General features: G+C 67.9%; 17 protein-coding genes. 8 read left to right on the plus strand and 9 right to left on the minus strand.

Annotated elements, in window-relative coordinates:
- The coding region (locus tag ACWDKQ_RS10075) for a Fe-Mn family superoxide dismutase (RefSeq protein WP_450138404.1) at positions 1-245 on the plus strand (245 nt) is incomplete at its 5' end.
- Positions 246-827: 582 nt separating this feature from the next.
- Here ACWDKQ_RS10075 and ACWDKQ_RS10080 read toward each other — a convergent pair.
- Both ACWDKQ_RS10080 and ACWDKQ_RS10085 read right to left on the minus strand, forming a co-directional pair.
- Positions 828-1,526, minus strand: coding sequence for a response regulator (locus ACWDKQ_RS10080; protein WP_450138405.1), 699 nt, complete (start codon positions 1,524-1,526; stop codon positions 828-830).
- Positions 1,523-3,097 carry a sensor histidine kinase gene (locus ACWDKQ_RS10085; protein ID WP_450138465.1) on the minus strand — a complete coding sequence of 525 codons (1,575 nt, stop codon included), beginning with the start codon at positions 3,095-3,097 and terminating at the stop codon, positions 1,523-1,525. The genes ACWDKQ_RS10080 and ACWDKQ_RS10085 overlap by 4 nt, the downstream gene beginning before the upstream one ends.
- 648 nt (positions 3,098-3,745) lie before the next feature.
- Here ACWDKQ_RS10085 and ACWDKQ_RS10090 point away from each other — a divergent pair.
- Positions 3,746-4,042, plus strand: a complete 297-nt coding sequence (locus tag ACWDKQ_RS10090) for a hypothetical protein (protein WP_450138406.1) — start codon at positions 3,746-3,748, stop codon at positions 4,040-4,042.
- Positions 4,043-4,426: 384 nt separating this feature from the next.
- Positions 4,427-4,813, plus strand: coding sequence for a YchJ family protein (locus tag ACWDKQ_RS10095; protein WP_450138407.1), 387 nt, complete (start codon positions 4,427-4,429; stop codon positions 4,811-4,813).
- 51 nt (positions 4,814-4,864) lie between these two features.
- Here ACWDKQ_RS10095 and ACWDKQ_RS10100 read toward each other — a convergent pair whose 3' ends face one another.
- The gene (locus tag ACWDKQ_RS10100; protein ID WP_450138408.1) at positions 4,865-5,182 is read right to left on the minus strand and encodes a hypothetical protein; all 318 of its coding nucleotides are present in this window, start codon (positions 5,180-5,182) and stop codon (positions 4,865-4,867) included.
- A gap of 117 nt (positions 5,183-5,299) precedes the next feature.
- Here ACWDKQ_RS10100 and ACWDKQ_RS10105 point away from each other — a divergent pair, with 117 nt between their 5' ends.
- Both ACWDKQ_RS10105 and ACWDKQ_RS10110 read left to right on the plus strand, forming a co-directional pair.
- Positions 5,300-6,043: a MerR family transcriptional regulator gene (locus tag ACWDKQ_RS10105; RefSeq protein WP_450138409.1), complete on the plus strand. Its 744-nt coding sequence runs from the start codon at positions 5,300-5,302 to the stop codon at positions 6,041-6,043.
- 66 nt (positions 6,044-6,109) lie between these two features.
- On the plus strand, positions 6,110-6,289 hold the full coding sequence (locus ACWDKQ_RS10110; protein WP_450138410.1) for a hypothetical protein: 180 nt from the start codon (positions 6,110-6,112) through the stop codon (positions 6,287-6,289).
- A 386-nt stretch (positions 6,290-6,675) separates the two neighbouring features.
- Here the strand turns inward: ACWDKQ_RS10110 and ACWDKQ_RS10115 are convergent, their stop codons facing one another.
- Both ACWDKQ_RS10115 and ACWDKQ_RS10120 read right to left on the minus strand, forming a co-directional pair.
- Positions 6,676-6,987, minus strand: coding sequence for a hypothetical protein (locus tag ACWDKQ_RS10115; protein WP_450138411.1), 312 nt, complete (start codon positions 6,985-6,987; stop codon positions 6,676-6,678).
- Between the two features lie 193 nt (positions 6,988-7,180).
- Positions 7,181-7,390 (minus strand): zinc finger protein, encoded by a 210-nt coding sequence (locus ACWDKQ_RS10120; protein WP_168587537.1) that lies wholly within the window; start codon positions 7,388-7,390, stop codon positions 7,181-7,183.
- 137 nt (positions 7,391-7,527) lie between these two features.
- On the opposite strand from ACWDKQ_RS10120, the gene ACWDKQ_RS10125 reads away from it, so the two are divergent.
- The gene (locus ACWDKQ_RS10125; RefSeq protein ID WP_450138412.1) at positions 7,528-8,373 is read left to right on the plus strand and encodes a helix-turn-helix domain-containing protein; all 846 of its coding nucleotides are present in this window, start codon (positions 7,528-7,530) and stop codon (positions 8,371-8,373) included.
- Positions 8,370-8,639: a DUF397 domain-containing protein gene (locus tag ACWDKQ_RS10130; protein WP_450138413.1), complete on the plus strand. Its 270-nt coding sequence runs from the start codon at positions 8,370-8,372 to the stop codon at positions 8,637-8,639. The genes ACWDKQ_RS10125 and ACWDKQ_RS10130 overlap by 4 nt, the downstream gene beginning before the upstream one ends.
- 77 nt (positions 8,640-8,716) lie before the next feature.
- On the opposite strand, the gene ACWDKQ_RS10135 is transcribed toward ACWDKQ_RS10130, so the two are convergent.
- The 4 genes from ACWDKQ_RS10135 to ACWDKQ_RS10150 all read right to left on the minus strand — a co-directional run bounded on the left by ACWDKQ_RS10135 (position 8,717) and on the right by ACWDKQ_RS10150 (position 14,764).
- Positions 8,717-11,140 carry a Tex family protein gene (locus ACWDKQ_RS10135; RefSeq protein WP_450138466.1) on the minus strand — a complete coding sequence of 808 codons (2,424 nt, stop codon included), beginning with the start codon at positions 11,138-11,140 and terminating at the stop codon, positions 8,717-8,719.
- A 149-nt stretch (positions 11,141-11,289) separates the two neighbouring features.
- Positions 11,290-12,633, minus strand: coding sequence for a hypothetical protein (locus tag ACWDKQ_RS10140; protein ID WP_450138414.1), 1,344 nt, complete (start codon positions 12,631-12,633; stop codon positions 11,290-11,292).
- Between the two features lie 148 nt (positions 12,634-12,781).
- Positions 12,782-13,165: a hypothetical protein gene (locus ACWDKQ_RS10145; RefSeq protein ID WP_450138415.1), complete on the minus strand. Its 384-nt coding sequence runs from the start codon at positions 13,163-13,165 to the stop codon at positions 12,782-12,784.
- 279 nt (positions 13,166-13,444) lie between these two features.
- Entirely contained in the window at positions 13,445-14,764 is a 1,320-nt protein-coding gene (locus ACWDKQ_RS10150; protein WP_450138416.1) for a hypothetical protein, read from the minus strand.
- A 464-nt stretch (positions 14,765-15,228) separates the two neighbouring features.
- Here ACWDKQ_RS10150 and ACWDKQ_RS10155 point away from each other — a divergent pair, with 464 nt between their 5' ends.
- Entirely contained in the window at positions 15,229-15,537 is a 309-nt protein-coding gene (locus ACWDKQ_RS10155) for a hypothetical protein (RefSeq protein WP_450138417.1), read from the plus strand.
- The last annotated feature ends 415 nt before the right edge of the window (positions 15,538-15,952 follow it).

A 15,952-nucleotide genomic window follows, 5' to 3' on the forward strand; every position in this document is an offset into this window, starting at 1 on the left:
CCTGGGACCCGGTGGGTCAGCGGTTGATCACTCAGCAGTTGCGGGACCACCACTCGAACCTGTCGATCGCCACGACCCCGCTGCTGGTGTTCGACATCTGGGAGCACGCGTACTACCTGCAGTACCGCAACGTGAAGGCCGACTACGTCAAGCACCTGTGGAACGTGGTCGACTGGGACGAGGTCGCCGCGCGCTTCGCCGACGCCCGCGCCGGTTACAACGGCCTCCGTCTCCCCAACGCCTGACGGAAGGCAGTACTGCGAGGCGGTTTCACCGGTTCCGGGTCCGTGAGTTTTTGAACAGCCATAGCAGCGCAAGAGACTCACGGCCCCGGTCGTGCATCCGGGCCGCCCAGCGGCCGGTTCTGGAAAATCATCCAACTGTGAATAGCGCTACGGTCGGAGCCGTTACGATCACGGGCCAACAACGCCCCCGTCAGATCTGCCCCGCACCGACAGGCCACTTAGAAGGCCATCGTGGGTGAAGGCCGGGGCAGGGCCTCGTAGTCGCCTACGAGTCGGCGGTGTTGCATCAGCCAGCCCAGGGTGCGCTCCACTACCCGGCGGCGGGGTAACACATGAAATCCTTTGGGAGTAGGGAGTTTGACGACATCGACCTAGAATCCTGCGCCACTTGCGGCAGCCCCGTGTCGTGGGGCTTTCAGCGTCGAGGCTGCGGATCGGCCAGGATGAAAGGGCTCATTGCAACTCGCACTGCACTTTCTGTGGACAGTTTCATTGAAAAATCGAAACTGCACCGACTCTTCGGTGGGTGGCAGTTTCAACTGAAACTGGTGACGGACCCGCCCGGGCGTTTCGCGCGGCCGGTCAGCGCGTCCAGCGGTAGCGGCGTTCCGGGCGGCCGGTGCCGCCGTAGCGGAGGCGGACCTCGGCGCGGCCCGAGGTCACGAAGTGTTCCAGATACTTGCGCGCGCTGACGCGTGAAACCCCGGCGGCGTCGGCGCATTCCGTCGCCGACACGTCGTCGCCCCCCGCTGTCGTCTCGCGCAGGATGCGCTCGACGATTTCCGCTGTCTCGGTGGCCAACCCCTTCGGCGGTGGCGCCGTGGGGCGGCTACGGGTGCCGAAGAGTTGGTCGATGTCCTGCTGCGCGGCCGGGGAATCGCGTGGCAACTCGCTGAGTTTCTGGTGCAGCGAACGGAAGTTCTCCAGTTGGTCACGCAGAGCCTCGTAGCTGAACGGCTTGATCAGGTAGTGCAGCGCGCCGCCGCGGATCGCGCCGCGCACGGTGTCCAGGTCGCGGGCCGCCGTGATCATGATGACGTCGGGGTCGGGGGAGGGCCGCTCGGTGCTCGCGCGCAGTTGCCGCAGCACCGATAGGCCGTCCATGTCGGGCAGATAGATGTCCAGCAGCACGAGTTCCGGGCGAAGCTCGTCGACGGCGCGGATCGCTTCGGCCCCGGTGTTAACTACCCCGACGACCTCGAACCCATCGACCCGAGCTACATATCCACTGTGGATCTTGGCGACCATGAAGTCGTCATCCACCACCAATACCTTGATCACGCTCTCGGCCCTTCCAGCGGCAATCGCGCGGTGAACACCGCGCCGTGCGCGTTGTGCACCTCCACCGAACCGCCGCGACGATGACAGATCTGTCTGGTCAGCGCCAGGCCCAGGCCGCGTTCGCCGCCGCGCGCGGCCTTGGTGGTGAAACCGTGCCGGAACACTTCCTCGACGATCTCCGCGGCCACCCCGGGCCCGGAATCCCGCACCACCGCGGTGACCTCGTCGGTGCGGCGCAGGTCGATCTCGATCCAGCGGTCCGCGCCCACCGAGGCTCCTTCCAGAGCATCCAGCGCGTTGTCGATCAGGTTGCCCAGCACGGTGGCGAGGTCGGCGGAAAGCTCCTCGTCGATCTCGGGCAGGTAACTGCCTTCGTGCAGTCGCAGGCCGACGCCGCGTTCGGCGGCGAGGCTGGCCTTGGCGATCAGCAGCGCGGCGACGGCCGCGTCGTGGATCCGCGCGGTGACTTCGGCGTGCCACTGCTCGCGGGTGTGGCTGATCCGGTGCACGTAGCGCTGAAGTTCGTCGTACTCGCCCAGTTCGATCAGCCCGGAGATGATGTGCAGCCGATTGCTGAACTCGTGCGCCTGGGCGCGCAGGGTGTCAGTGGTGTCCCGGTGCACCGCGAGCTCTCGTTGCAGGTCGACGAGTTCGGTGCGGTCCCGCATGGTCACCACGGCGCCGACCGAGGAGATCGGCATCCGGTTGAGCACCACGACCTTGCCGCGGCGCAGCACGATCTGGTCCACGCCGTCGGTGCGGCCGGTGAGTACGTCGCGGGCGCGGTCGTTGAGGTCCAGCGAGTCGATGTTGCTTCCCACGCAGTCCGGGGACAGCGACAGCAGCCGGCGCGCCTGGTCATTGACCAGCGTGATCCGGTTCTGCTCGTCGACGCCCAGCACGCCCTCCCGGACGCCGTGCAGCAGGGCCTCCCGGTGTTCGACGAGCCGGGTGATCTCCTGCGGTTCCAGGCCCAGCGTCTGCCGCTTCACCCGCCGGGCGAGCAGCACCGATCCGGCGATGCCGAGGACTGTGGCGAAGGCGAGTAGCGACAGCGGGTTCTCCGGGGCCTGGCGCAGCCCCTGCAGCAGGTCAGGGGGGTTGCGGCCGGCCGCGACCACGCCGATGATTCGCGCGTCGTTGGAGATCACCGGCACCTGGGCGACCAGCGATTCGGAGCCGTCCACGGTCATCTCGCCGACCCACGAGCGGCCGGTCAGCGCGGTGCTCTCGGAGGGCGGCAGGGGTTGCCCGCGCTGTGCGGGGTCCGGCGAGGTGAGCACGATGCCGTGATCGTCGGTAATGATCACGTAGTCGGCGCCGGAGAGGTTGCGGGTGCTCTCGGCGAAGATCGGCAGCGCGTCCCGCCGGTAGGGGTCGGCGAGGCTGACGCGGACCCCCGAGGTGGCGGCGAGGTCCTCGGCGACCGACATCATCTTGCGGCCTTCGGTGGCCCGGAAGGCCGAGTCGGTCTGGGCCACGGAGAACACCGCCATCGAGGCGAGCAGCAGGACGATGATCAGCAGCTGCCACCCGAGCAACTGCCGCGACAACGACCCCTGCACCCGCAACACCGCGCTTGCCTCCTCACCACCGGCGGCCCGAACGTTAACCGCCCGGTGTCGACGATCGCACGCGGACACATCATCTTCGCAGGTCAGGGCGGGAAATTCCGGGCGAGGAGCGGATTACAAAAGTGACAAAAGTTTCGTTATGTCCTTAACGGCGACAGCGAGGTGCGGTGCGGGCAGCATGATCTCAATCACATTCCGACACCGCGACGGATACGGATCCCCGTGCGCCTTCCTAGTGTGCTGGCCGCAGTCACCCGTGCTGCGATCCCCCGGACAGCGCGGGCAGCGCCGACCAGCGCCGGGGCTCGTCCCCGATCCTGCGCGGCGGGTTCTTCGACGGCGTCGGTTTGTGCATTCGGCCGACAGCTCTGCTGCGGCTGGCGCTTCCCGGGCGCTTCCGCAGCGTGGTGCGCAGGCTGCGGAATCACGGGAGGTAGAGCGGGTGGACGCCTGACACCCCCCAGGCACCCACCTGTGAGTGGCCCGGTCGCACATCCCCCGGCGACCGGGCTACTGCTCTCCTGTCGGGCGCTTAGTCCCCCGAACTCGGGAACCGGTTGCACGGCACGGTGATGCAATCGGCGGTGATGATCGAGTTGTGATGGCGTCTCCCACGGCAATGCCCCACCAACAGGGAGGTTTTCGATGCGTCGTCCACTCTTCACTGCGCTGCTCAGCGGTCTGGTTGTGCTGGGAGCGGTCGGCACCGCTGCGGCGGCCGAGCGCCCCTCGGGACTGGACAAGATCCTCAACGCGACGGTGTTGGACGTGTCCACGCATGACGGTGAGTCCCAGAACGGAACCGCACACACCAGTTCCTCCTCGCAGGCCGATCCCGAGTCTCAGACGAAGCCGCCGCAGCAGCCAGAGCCCCCGACCAAGCCAGGGCCCCGGCCCGAGGCGGAGCCGCAGGTCCAGACTGAGGCGCAATCTCAGGACTGAAGCCCGGAACCACCGCGCCGCGCCCGGCACCTGCGGCCGCGGCGCGGGGCCGGTTCTGGCGATCGTTTCCGAAGCGGCGACGTAGCCGATGATCTCTCGTGCGGTCCGCCGATTCGAACAAAGGCGAGGTAGCGCTCGTCGATCTCGCCGGCGTTCTCGCAGGTGACGCCGGTGGCAACCGATGCACTGGGGACCAGACGCAGGAGGTTCGCAAGGTCCCTTGACATCGAATGTCCGATTTCCATTGAAATTGCGGCACGCGACGGCGGCGGACTGCCCGGCGCGACCGCGGCGTTCGCCACGGTGACCCTCTACGCGGGCGGCACCACGAATCGCAGCACCACGAATCGCAGCCGGACGTGTCGGTGATGAGAAGCTAATGGGGTGAGCACTGCCAAACGATGCCCTTGCGGCCTCGGTGAACCGTTCCCCGAGTGCTGCGCCCGCCTGCACACCGGTGAGACCCGCGCGGCAACGGCCGAGCAGTTGATGCGTTCGCGGTTCAGCGCGTTCGCGGTCGGCGACGTCGCCTACCTGTTGGCGTCGTGGCATCCCTCGACCAGGCCGGACGAGCTGAGCCTCGACCCCGACCAGCGCTGGGAGCGCCTCGAAATCCTCGACCGCATCGGCGGCGGACCGTTCGACGCGGAGGGCACTGTGCGGTTCCGGGCGCACTACCACCTGGCGGGAAACGCTGGAGTGCTGACCGAGAACAGCCGCTTCGCCAAGGAGAGCGGGGTCTGGTTCTACGTCGACGGCGACCACGCGTGACCTGCAGGAGGTGCTGAGGGCTTCGGGTCGTTGCGTAGCCCGGCTGCGTGCTCACGCCCCGTCGACGGCCTTCAGCAGCGACCGGTATAGCTCGTTGCGGACCGCCCGGGACATCCGGTGGAACGCCACGAGCCGGGACTGGCCGAGCGTTGCGACGATGTCTTCGCGGTCCCGGACACGAAACCGCCGTGCGCTCCACGGAACCCCGCTGCGACGCGGGAACCTGGTCCATCTCCACCACCGCGGCAGCCGGAGGTCGAACCCGAGCGCCTGCGCGCAGAACGGCCCCGCTGGCGGCCCCTGGGATCGAGTAACCCGGACCTCCTCCGCTGGCCCCGGCGACCGCGGCCGCGCAGGCGCTCGCGGCACTGGTCACCACTGGTTCGGCGCCTGTCGACCGCGCCGTTGGAGGTCGGCCCGTTCGGGTGGCGAACGGGCGCGGCCGCGTCCCGGCAGGTCTCGAACACACGAACTAGACTTCATCGGGTGGCGGAATACCGGATCGACGATCTTGCTCGGGCTGCGGGTACGACGGTGCGCAACGTGCGCGTCTACCAGGACCGGGAGCTGTTGCCGCCGCCTCGCCGGGAAGGGCGGACAGCGATCTACTCCGACGCCCACCTGGTGCGACTGCGGTTGATCATCAACATGCTGGAGCGCGGGTACGCGTTCGCGCAGATCAAGGAGATGATCGCGGCGTGGGAGTCCGGGCGCAGCCTCGGCGAGGTGCTCGGGCTGGAGGAGGTCGTCGGCGCGTCCTGGGCGGAGGAGAAGCCGCGCGCCGTCACGGTGGGCGAGTTGCGCAAGAAGTTCGGCAAGCAGTTCTCCCCGTCGAACATTAAGCGGTCGGTCGAACTGGGCTTGCTAGAGCGGCGCGGACGCAGCTTCGTCTCGCCGAGCCCGCAGCTGCTGGCCGCCGGCGCCGAACTGTTCAGCCTCGGCGTCCCGCTCAACGAGGTACTGGACCTCGCAGAGCAGCTACAGAAGGACATCGACCACGTGGCCGAAGTCCTCGTCGAGGTCGTGCGCAAGCACGTGCTGACCCGGCCGGTGCCCAACGAGGACGAGATCCCGTACTATTCCGAGGTGCTGCAACGTCTGCGGCCGCTTGTGATGTCGGCGCTCAACGCGGCTGCGGCGCGCTCGGCGGAGCGGGTCATCCCTGGTGTGCTCGGCGACCGACTGGTGGAGCTGCTGGCGACCGCTCAGAAGCCCGGCGAAGGCGCCTGACCGCACGATCCGCATGGGCGTTCGCGAAGCTAACAGCACGGCCGAGACCCTGACGACATCAAGATCGTGCTGGGGATCGTGCCGGTCATCGGGTCCACCGAAGCGGAGGCCCGCAAACTGGAATCGCACCTGCATGAGCACATCGGGCACAGCTACGCGCTGCACCGGCTGGTCACGCTGCTGGACGTCGAGCTGACCGAGAAAGACCTCGACCGACGGCTGCGGCCGGAAGAACTCCCCCGGTGAGGACCAGATCGAGACCGCCATGAGCCGGTACACGCTGGTGGTCGACCTCGCGAAGGGTGAAGAGTTCGTCCAGACCGGCCCATAATTCTCTGGGGCGTCGCGAGCCGCTCAGGCGCGCCGTGGAGGAGGGTGCACTGCTATGGCGACGAGGCGGCGAGGAGTCCGAATACGACGAGGCGGCACGGATCCTGGCCGCCCTTTTCCCGGTGCACATGTGCCCGGCCGCAACGTGGTGTCGATCGGCTAGTAATACTGAGTCAAAGCATCCATTGTGGATTTTCGGTGGAGGTGCGGCCGGGCAGCGCCGGGGAGGGGCGGTGCGCCGCCCGGCCGCTCGGCTCGATGCCTGGGGTCGGGGGAAGCGGCATCGAGCCGGGTTCTGGGGGTTAGGACCGGTGCAGGGCTTCGAGGACTCGGTGGTGGAGTTCCAGGGGCGGGGGTGTCTGGGGGCCGGGGATCAGGATCGTGTCCACTGCGGATGGTTCGGTTGGTTCCGGGGGTTCTCGCAGGTGGTGTTTCCCGGTCGGGGTGGCGTTTCTGGTCGCTTCGGCTTCCATGTGCTCGATCAGTTGCCAGACGTTGGTCGCGCCTTCTCCTGCTCCCGTGTGCTGCGGGAGGCGCCTGCGGTAGGCGTACATCACGGTCATGCCGAGGATCATCGAGCGCATGCAGGACAGGGCGGTCCACAGCGGTGGCATCAGGCGGTTCCTTCTGATCCAGCGGCCGTGGTCGGCCGGTTTTCCCTCAGCAGGTGGACGACTTCTTCCAGGGCCGCGGCGGTCTTGTCGACGTCCTCGGCGTCGAGGTGACCTGCGCTCGCGTGGAACGCGAGGTCGTCGAGCAGTCATTGGGTTCGGCGCAGGAACACCGCCAGCGCGGCGGTTTTCGGGCTCACGGGCCGACACCGGCGAGCCGTCGAGCCTCCCGGTTGCAATCCGGGCAGGTCTCCCAGAGCCAAGCCAACTCGCTGTTATCGGCCGAAAGCTCCTGGCGGCACAAGGTCGTCACCTGAGTTCCGGTCGGATACGAGCAACCACAAGGCCTTTCGTCCAAGCTCGCATGCCGCCGCCCCGCAGCGGGCACCCAATGAAACGGATACATCCGTGACCCCCTTCGTCGGTATTGGTTCCACTGGTACCAGTGGTTCTGTGACACATTGGACAAGAGGAACCGGGTGACCCGCAATTAACCTTTCGAGGGATCTTCAACTGCGGTAATGCACCGTTAGTCTGTGGTGCATGGCTGGTACCACCCCGAAAGCGCGAGCGCTTGGCGCCGAACTACGTCGAGCGCGTGAAGAGTCGGGCTTGGGACTGCGGCAACTCGCAGCGAAGCTCGGCACCTCGCACGCGACTGTCTCCCGCTGGGAAAACGGAGCACGTTCGCCCAAGCCGGAAGACGTGGCCGCATATTTGGCAAAGGTGGATGCATCCGCCGAGCTCCGTGCGGAACTCGTTGAACTGGCACGAGATCCGGACGGATCGCACTGGTTGTCCGTTGGTATGCCCGATCAGCACCGCCAGTTGGCGGCGCTTCTGGAGATCGAGCGCGAGGCCACGAGCATCACGACCGTGTCGCCATTGCTGGTTCCAGGACTGCTGCAGACCGCTGACTACGCGCGGGCGATCATGATTGCGGCCGAAGTACCTCACGATGAAGTTGACATGCGGGTAGCTGTGCGGCTTGGGCGTCGCGAAGCGATCACCCGAAACAACGCGGCTGAGCTACGTGCGTTTATCGGCGAATCGGTGCTGTACCAACTTGTCGGCGGTAGTGCTGTCATGGCGGATCAGCTCCGCACGCTGTTGAAGTACAGCGAGATGGCGAACGTGGACCTGCGAGTCATCCCGATGAGCAGTGGATGGCATCCGGGTCTGGAAGGACCGTTCTCTCTTGATCGATTTGGAGACCGGACTCCGGTTGTGCAGCTGGAGAACCGCATCTCTGCGCTGTTCCTGCACGAGCTCGATGAAGTAGCGGCGTATGAACACGCCGTGGATAAGGTTGATGACGAGGCGATGAGCACGAGCGAGTCCTCGGACCTCATCAGGGACGCCATTAGCAGGATGGAGACTGCGAAATGAGCTTACGGAACGGCAATCCGAGCAACTGGCGGAAGTCGAGCCGCAGCGCCAACACCGACAACTGCGTCGAAGTCGGCCGTATTGAAGGAAGCTGGCGCAAGTCCTCGCGATCGCAGCAGGTGAGCGCGTGCGTCGAGGTCGCCCCAACAACCTACGGCGCGGCGGTTCGAGACACGAAGGATCGGGCTGCTGGGTACGTCACGACCACCGCTGACCAGTGGCAGTCGTTCGTCACCGCCGTCAAGGGCGGGCGGTTCGGGCGCTGACGGCGCGGGGCCGTAAGTCTTTTGGGCAGCTATAGCAGCCCAAAAGACTCACGGCCCCGTTACCAGCTAAAACGCGCCTATTTGCCGAAGCCCGCCCGGCGGAGGGCGTCGGCCATCGATCCGGCGGGCGCGTCGTTGCGCTGACCGCGCTGGCCGCCGCGCCCCTGGCCGCCACGGCTTTGACCGCCGCGACCCTGGCCGCCTTGACCTCCGCGCCCCTGGCCGCCGCCCTGGCCCCGGCCGCCGCCGTTTCGGCCGCTGTCGCCCTGACCACGGCCGCCGCCCTGGCCCCGGCCGGAGTCGCGGTCCTGGCGGCCATCGGCACCCGGCTCGTCGTCCAGGCGCAGCGTCAGCGAGATCCGCTTGCGCGGGATGTCGACGTCGAGGACCTTCACGCGGACGATGTCTCCGGATTTCACCACGTCGCGCGGGTCGTTGACGAAGTTCTTCGACATCGCCGAGACGTGCACCAGACCGTCCTGGTGCACACCCACGTCCACGAACGCGCCAAACGCCGCCACGTTCGTGACCACGCCCTCCAGCGTCATGCCCGGCTTCAGGTCGGCGATCTTCTCGACACCCTCCGCGAACGTCGCCGTCTTGAACTCCGGTCGCGGGTCGCGGCCCGGCTTGTCGAGCTCCGCGAGGATGTCCGTCACCGTCGGCAGACCGAAGCTGTCGTCCACGAAGTCCTGCGGCCGCAACGACTTCAGCACCTTGGCGTTGCCTATCAGACCGGTGATCGCACCTCCGGTGCGGCCCAGGATGCGGTGCACCACCGGGTAAGCCTCCGGGTGGACCGCCGACGAGTCCAGCGGGTCGTCACCGTTCGGGATCCGCAGGAAGCCCGCGCACTGCTCGAACGCCTTCGGCCCCAACCGCGCCACCTCCTTGAGCGCCGTGCGGGTCCGGAACGGGCCGTTGCTGTCGCGGTGGTGGACGATGTTGTCCGCCAACCCCTCGCTGATGCCAGACACCCGGGTCAGCAGCGGCGCCGACGCCGTGTTCACGTCCACGCCGACCGCGTTCACGCAGTCCTCGACCACCGCATCCAGGGAACGCGACAGCTTCGTCTCCGAAACGTCGTGCTGGTACTGTCCTACGCCGATCGACTTGGGGTCGATCTTCACCAGCTCCGCCAGCGGGTCCTGCAGACGCCGGGCGATCGACACCGCGCCGCGCAGCGACACATCCAGGTCCGGCAGCTCACGCGACGCGTAGGCCGACGCCGAGTACACCGACGCGCCCGCCTCTGACACCGAGATCTTGGTGAGCTTCAGGTCCGGGTTCTGGCTGATCAGGTCGCCGGCCAGCTTGTCCGTCTCGCGCGACGCCGTGCCGTTGCCGATCGCGATCAGGTCTACGTGGTGCGCCTTCGCCAGCGTCGCGAGCTTTGCCAGCGCCTGGTCCCACTGCCGCTGCGGCTGGTGCGGGTAGATCGTGTCCGTCGCGACGACCTTGCCGGTGCCGTCGACGATCGCGACCTTCACGCCGGTCCGGTAGCCCGGGTCCAGGCCCATCGTGGCGCGTGATCCGGCCGGCGCGGCCAGCAGCAGGTCGCGCAGGTTCGCCGCGAACACCCGGACCGCCTCGTCCTCGGCGTTCTGCCGCAGCCGCAGCCGCATGTCCACGCTCAGCCGCGTCAGGATGCGGGTCCGCCACGCCCAGCGGACCACATCGGACAACCAGCGGTCGGCCGGGCGGCCCTTGTCGGCGATGCCGAACTGCTGCGCGATCCGCAGCTCGTAGCCGGTCGGGCCCACCTGCTCCGCGCCGTCGTCGGGTTCCAGCGACAGCTCCAGGGCCTCTTCGTTCTCGCCGCGGAACAGCGCCAGGATGCGGTGCGACGGCAGGTCCGCGAACCCCTCGGAGAAGTCGAAGTAGTCGGCGAACTTCGCGCCTTCCTCTTCCTTGCCCTCGCGCACCTTGGAGACCATCCGGCCGCGCGTCCACACTTGCTCGCGCAGCTCGCCGATAAGGTCGGCGTCCTCGGAGAACCGCTCGACCAGGATCGAGCGTGCGCCCTCCAGCGCGGCCTGGGTGTCGGCGACGCCCTTCTCGGCGTCCACGAAACCGGCCGCGGTCTCCTGCGGGTCGTTGCCGGGGTCCGACAGCAGCTGCTCGGCCAGCGGTTCCAGGCCCGCCTCGATGGCGATCTGGGCCTTGGTGCGGCGCTTGGGCTTGTACGGCAGGTAGATGTCCTCCAGCCGCGCCTTCGAGTCCGCCGCGTTGATCTGGACCTCGAGCTCGTCGGTTAGTTTGCCCTGCGAGCGGATGGAATCCAGCACCGTAGTGCGTCGCTCTTCGAGCTCGCGCAGGTAGCGCAGCCGCTCTTCGAGCGTGCGCAACTGGGCGTCGTCGAGGGCCCCGGTCGCTTCCTTTCGGTAGCGCGCGATGAACGGCACAGTCGCCCCGCCGTCGAGAAGCTCGACGGCGGACTGCACCTGGCGCTCGCGGACGCCGAGTTCCTCGGCGATCTTCTGATGGACAGTCGTCACGATGCTGATTCCGCCTTCTCTGCGATCTTCGCCAGATCCGACCGAGCATTCTGCCGGACGCCGGTCGCGCCCGACGTCGGCACTCACGTCGGCGTGTCGGATCCTCGCGCATTGTGACCACGCGATCACCGCGGGTATACGGAGAAGCGACGCTACCTCGGTTCTAGTGCGCGGCGGGCCCGCCATTTGCGGAGAAATCGGACGAACTGTCGCACCAGGTTGGTGAGGACCAGGGTAATGCCCGCCCAGGGCAGCACCAGCAGGGCCAGCCGGAGCACGCCGACCACGGCTCCGGCGGCGTCGCCTGCCTGGATCGAGCTGCCCACGCCGTTGCACTGCAGAACCAGCGCCTGCCACACGGTCGGCAGCACGTACGGCGCGAGGACCAGGAACGCGACGATCCAGTACGCCATGAACGGGATCACCAGAACCACCCAGACCGTGATCACCCGGCGCACCCACGGCTTCAACTCCTGCACGCGCGGGTGCGGGCGGCGGCCCGGCAGCAGGCTGCGCAGGGTCGGCCCCATCCGGTCGAACAGGTCGGGAACACCTACCAGATCGCTCAGGATGTAATAGCCGTCGAAGCGGATCGACGGCAGCAGTTGCCAGACGCTCGTCGCCTGCCACGCCAGCAGGGCGGCCAGCAGCCACGGGAAGCTGGTCTGCGCGTAGGCGACGATCATGACGAGCATGGCGATCACGTTGAAATAGAGACCGCCAAGATCGGTGCGCAGCCGACCGGTGCGGCTGAGGCGGTAGGAATCGGTGACCGTGCTGTACATCGCGGGCCACACCAGGTAGATGCCCACGCCCATCGCGCCCGGACGCGCGCCACCGTACCGGCAGGCGGCGACGTGGCCGCACTCGTGGAACACCCCGGCGACGATCAGCACGCCCACCACCAGCAGGATCTGCTCCGGCCGGTTCAGCAGGTCCTTCGCGCCCGCGACCACCTGCTCGGCGCCGCCCTGCACGGCCAACAAGACGTCGGCGACGACGAAAGCCACCAGGACGACGACCACCACCGGCGGCCAGAACAGCGGCTGGAACACGCGCGCGATGATCGCAACGGTGTGTTCGGGCACCAGCGCGACGCGGAACTTCAACGCCAGCAACCGATCCCGCCCCTTCGGCGCCGCCTCCGGCGGACGGTCGGTCTCGGAGTCGGCCGCCACGATCCCGGCGAGCCGCAACCTGTTCTCGACGAGGAAGAACACCTGCCCCGGGGTGACGCCGCGGCCCGATTCGTCGCTGAGGCGCGCCGCGAGTTCGGCGAAGCTGCGCCGCCCGTCGAGCCCCGCCGCCACCAGGTACAGCAGGTGCGACAGCTGCAAGATCTGACCATCGGGCCGGCGGACCAGGTACGGCGCTTCGCGATGCCCGGAACCTTGGTAGCGGCCGATCAGCTCGGTGCCCGGGACGAGCGCTGGCACCGCCAGGTCCGAGACGTCCTCGTCCGCCGGGGGCGACCCGGCCTGGTGCGGGGCGGCCATTGCGACTCCAGGGTGATCATCGGGTCCGGAAATGGCCGACGGGCGCGACATCGTCCCTGGTGGAGGAGGTCGCGCCCGCCGACTTTGGAGCGTTCAGCGGCCGGCCAATGCTTCGCCATGAACGCCGTACTTCTCACATCTCTCGACGTCAGCCGGGGTTGCCGCCGCCGGTGCCACCGAAGCCGGGGCCGCCGTAGCCGTTGCCGCCGATGCCGTCGCCGCCGTCGCCGCCGTCGCCGCCGTCGCCGCCGATGCCGCCGTTGCCGCCGTTGCCGCCGTTGCCGCCACCCTGGCCACCACCGTTGCCACCGCCGGTGCCGCCGGAGCCGCCGTTGATGTCACCGGTCGTGGTGACATTGGCGTCCCCGGTCACGGTTCCGGTGTGGGTTTGCGCGGGCGGGTAGTACGGGGCCAGCACGTCGTCGCCGCTCCAGGGAAGCCAGAACGTCGACATGACGGTGCGCGCCGGGAGGAACTCGACGCGCTGGTCCTCCAATTCGGCAGCGCTCAGCGACCGAGAGGTCTGTGGCATCTCGTACTCCTTCGCAATTCGAGGGGATTCACAGGGAAAAACCGGAATTCGGCCACCCCGTTGGATGCGCCGCGGCGGCACGTTCCTGGCGCACGGGCAGAACTTAGAAGCACCGAACTCCTGACGCATTCCGATTCACCCTTACGGGCAAACGGATTTCCGCCGCTGGTGGAGGTGTGTGCGCATCGTCCCGAGGTCAGACCGGCGATCGACCACCCAACGGGGGAAGGGACGGCGGAGCGCGGGGCCGCCACGGTTGGTTCGGGTTCGCGACGCTCATCAGGGATTCCGCCGGGCATCCTCAGTGGTGCCGATGTGGCCGCCGCGGCCGCCGGTGCCACCGACGCCGCCGGTGTCCGCAATGGAGTTCAGCCCGCCTTGGCCTTGGAGGCCGGGCGTGCTCCCGATGCCGTCGCCGTCGCCACCGTCGCCGCCGTTGCCGCCGTCACCGCCCACGCCGTCGAGGACGTCGACAGTGGCCCTGCCGGCGTCCTGGGACATGATGTTGCCGGTGTTCGCGGCTCCGCCACCGCCCCCGGTGCCGCCGTTCCCGCCGTCGCCTTCCACGTCGACGCCCATGCGGAAGCTGCTGGCGCTCGGCGCGCCATCGCCGCCCTTGCCACCGGTGCCGCCACGGCCGCCCTTGCCGCCTTGCACGGTGATGTCGTCGTTGCCAGTGCTGACGATCGTGCCCGTCGGGCCGTTGCCGACGCCGCCGTTCCCGTTGTCGGTATAGCGGCCACCGCCGCCGTTGCCCCCGGCACCACCGTTTCCGCTGCGGGTGTCCGCCGTGCCGGGGCCGCCCTTGCCGCCTGTACCGCCATCGCCGTTGTCGCCGCCAATGATGGTGATCTTGTTGTTGCCTTCGCCGGGGTAGATGCGGCCGAGGTTGCCGATGCCGCCCGCACCGCCGTTGCCGCCCGCGCCACCGCGCGCATCGGAGGGATTGGTGCTGCCCGGACCGCCGTCGCCGCCTTCGCCGCCGGTACCGCCCCTGCCGCCGGTGATGGTGATCGTGTCGTTCCCGGGTCCGCCGTTGATGACGCCGGTGGAAGTCACCGCAGGGGCGCCGCTGCCGCCCGGGCCCCCGACACCTGCGCTTCCGCCGGCCCTCGCGCTGCTCCTGGCGTCGGGGCCGTCCAGGCCGGCCGTACCGCCGGTGCTACCGCCGCTCTTGCCACCGTTGGCGCCTCGATCACCGCTCCTGGCACCGAGATATCCGTTGCCGCCCTTGCCGCCGCCGCCGCCGCTGCGGCCGGTGATGGTGATCGTGTCGTCGCCACCGCCGGCGTTGATGGTGCCCGCCAACGCCCCGTTGAGCACGATCCGGTCGTTACCGTCGCTGCCATCGAGCGTCATCCCGGCCGGCACACCCCGGCTGCAGTAGATGTTCTCCCCGGAACCGTTGGGGGTCCGGGTGCAGGTTGGCACCGCGGCGTCGGCCGGCTGGACCGCGATGAGGCTGAACGCCGCGGCGAGCATGGCGGCGCTCGGCAGCGGCCACCGGTCGGCCCAGCGCGTTCCTGGGATGTGACTGCCGCCGGAGTGCGCGGTGCTCGGCACCTCGGCGGGAACGGCCCGGCGTGGACGGTTACTCATCGACGCAACTCCTTTACCTGCTGTGATCATTGCTGGCTAAACAGTCGCAGAGCTTAGGCCAGAGGGATTGGCGTTCCTGGAATTCGAAAGAGTGATGTCGGGTGATCGTGGCCGTGCTCTGTTCACCCCGGCGCCCGGCCGAGTCGATCTTCATCCGGTATTCGGCGGCGTGTCGCTTCCGTCGCGGATCTCCGCATAGCGCAGGGGCTGGGCCGTTTCGCATCGCCGGGTTTGGCCGAAACGGAGTCGCCCGACGCTCCCGGCCGCCGAAAATTACGGGACGTCTCTGTGATTACGCGTTTGACGGAAAATTTCGAGATGCGGCGGATTGAAGGTGCTCGTTAACCTGCGTGCGCGATGCCAACGAATCTGGGGCGTTGGAATGGGGATCTTGGGGGACTTGGACCTTGTCGGCATCGATCTCCTCGCGCGGCTTCCGGGCCCAGTCACGAAGGAGGAAATAAGTGTTCGACGAAATCCGACTGTTGAGCCATGCGGAGCTCGATGGCCAGCGTGTGGAGTTCCTGCCCGCGCGCACGGTCATGTCGGCGTTCCCGTGGGGTGGTGGCTGGAACCCGATCGTCATCAACGGCGGCGGTGGCGGCGATGGCGGTGGCACCGGTGGTGGCCAGGGCGGCGGTGACGGGGGTAACGGGGGTAACGGCGGCGCCCCTGGCCGCGGCGGTGACGGTGGTCCTGGTGGGCCCGGTATCGGTGGTAACGGCATTGGTGGTGGCGGCATCGGCGGCAACGGGGACGCCATCTTCGTGTGATCGGTCGTAGCCGGCAATGGCGGGCCCGTGGCTCCGGCGTCGATGATCCCGGGGACGACGTCCACCCGGGTCATCGACCCGCGCTGCGGGCCCGGACCGTTTCGCATCGCCGGATTCGCCCGACGCTCCCGGCCGCCGAAAATTACGGGACGCGGCGTAGTGGAAAACAATTCTTGCGCGGAGGTCGCGAACAATGTTTCGACCTCATTCCGTTCGTGGAACGGGGGCGATGTCGATCTGAATTGATCTCGTCCGCCTTCCCGGTGTGCGTTGGCGCAGTTCGCATCCGAGTGGATCTGCGTTGGTCGGCGGTTTGCGCGTTTGCGACTCTCCGCGTCGAAGGTTTTCGGGCTGCGCTGGATCGCGGATGCTCTTACCCTCCGTGCTGATGCCAACGAATCTGGGGCGTTGGAAT

The organism is Saccharopolyspora sp. NPDC000995, from assembly GCF_053599315.1.

What these genes read in the sequence shown, in the direction of transcription:
- ACWDKQ_RS10090 (WP_450138406.1), top strand. Translation starts at nt 3,746, where the DNA reads ATGCGTCGTCCACTCTTCACTGCGCTGCTCAGCGGTCTGGTTGTGCTG.
- ACWDKQ_RS10115 (WP_450138411.1), bottom strand. Translation starts at nt 6,987, where the DNA reads ATGCCACCGCTGTGGACCGCCCTGTCCTGCATGCGCTCGATGATCCTC.
- ACWDKQ_RS10120 (WP_168587537.1), bottom strand. Translation starts at nt 7,390, where the DNA reads ATGTATCCGTTTCATTGGGTGCCCGCTGCGGGGCGGCGGCATGCGAGC.
- ACWDKQ_RS10125 (WP_450138412.1), top strand. Translation starts at nt 7,528, where the DNA reads ATGGCTGGTACCACCCCGAAAGCGCGAGCGCTTGGCGCCGAACTACGT.
- ACWDKQ_RS10130 (WP_450138413.1), top strand. Translation starts at nt 8,370, where the DNA reads ATGAGCTTACGGAACGGCAATCCGAGCAACTGGCGGAAGTCGAGCCGC.
- ACWDKQ_RS10140 (WP_450138414.1), bottom strand. Translation starts at nt 12,633, where the DNA reads ATGGCCGCCCCGCACCAGGCCGGGTCGCCCCCGGCGGACGAGGACGTC.
- ACWDKQ_RS10145 (WP_450138415.1), bottom strand. Translation starts at nt 13,165, where the DNA reads ATGCCACAGACCTCTCGGTCGCTGAGCGCTGCCGAATTGGAGGACCAG.
- ACWDKQ_RS10150 (WP_450138416.1), bottom strand. Translation starts at nt 14,764, where the DNA reads ATGAGTAACCGTCCACGCCGGGCCGTTCCCGCCGAGGTGCCGAGCACC.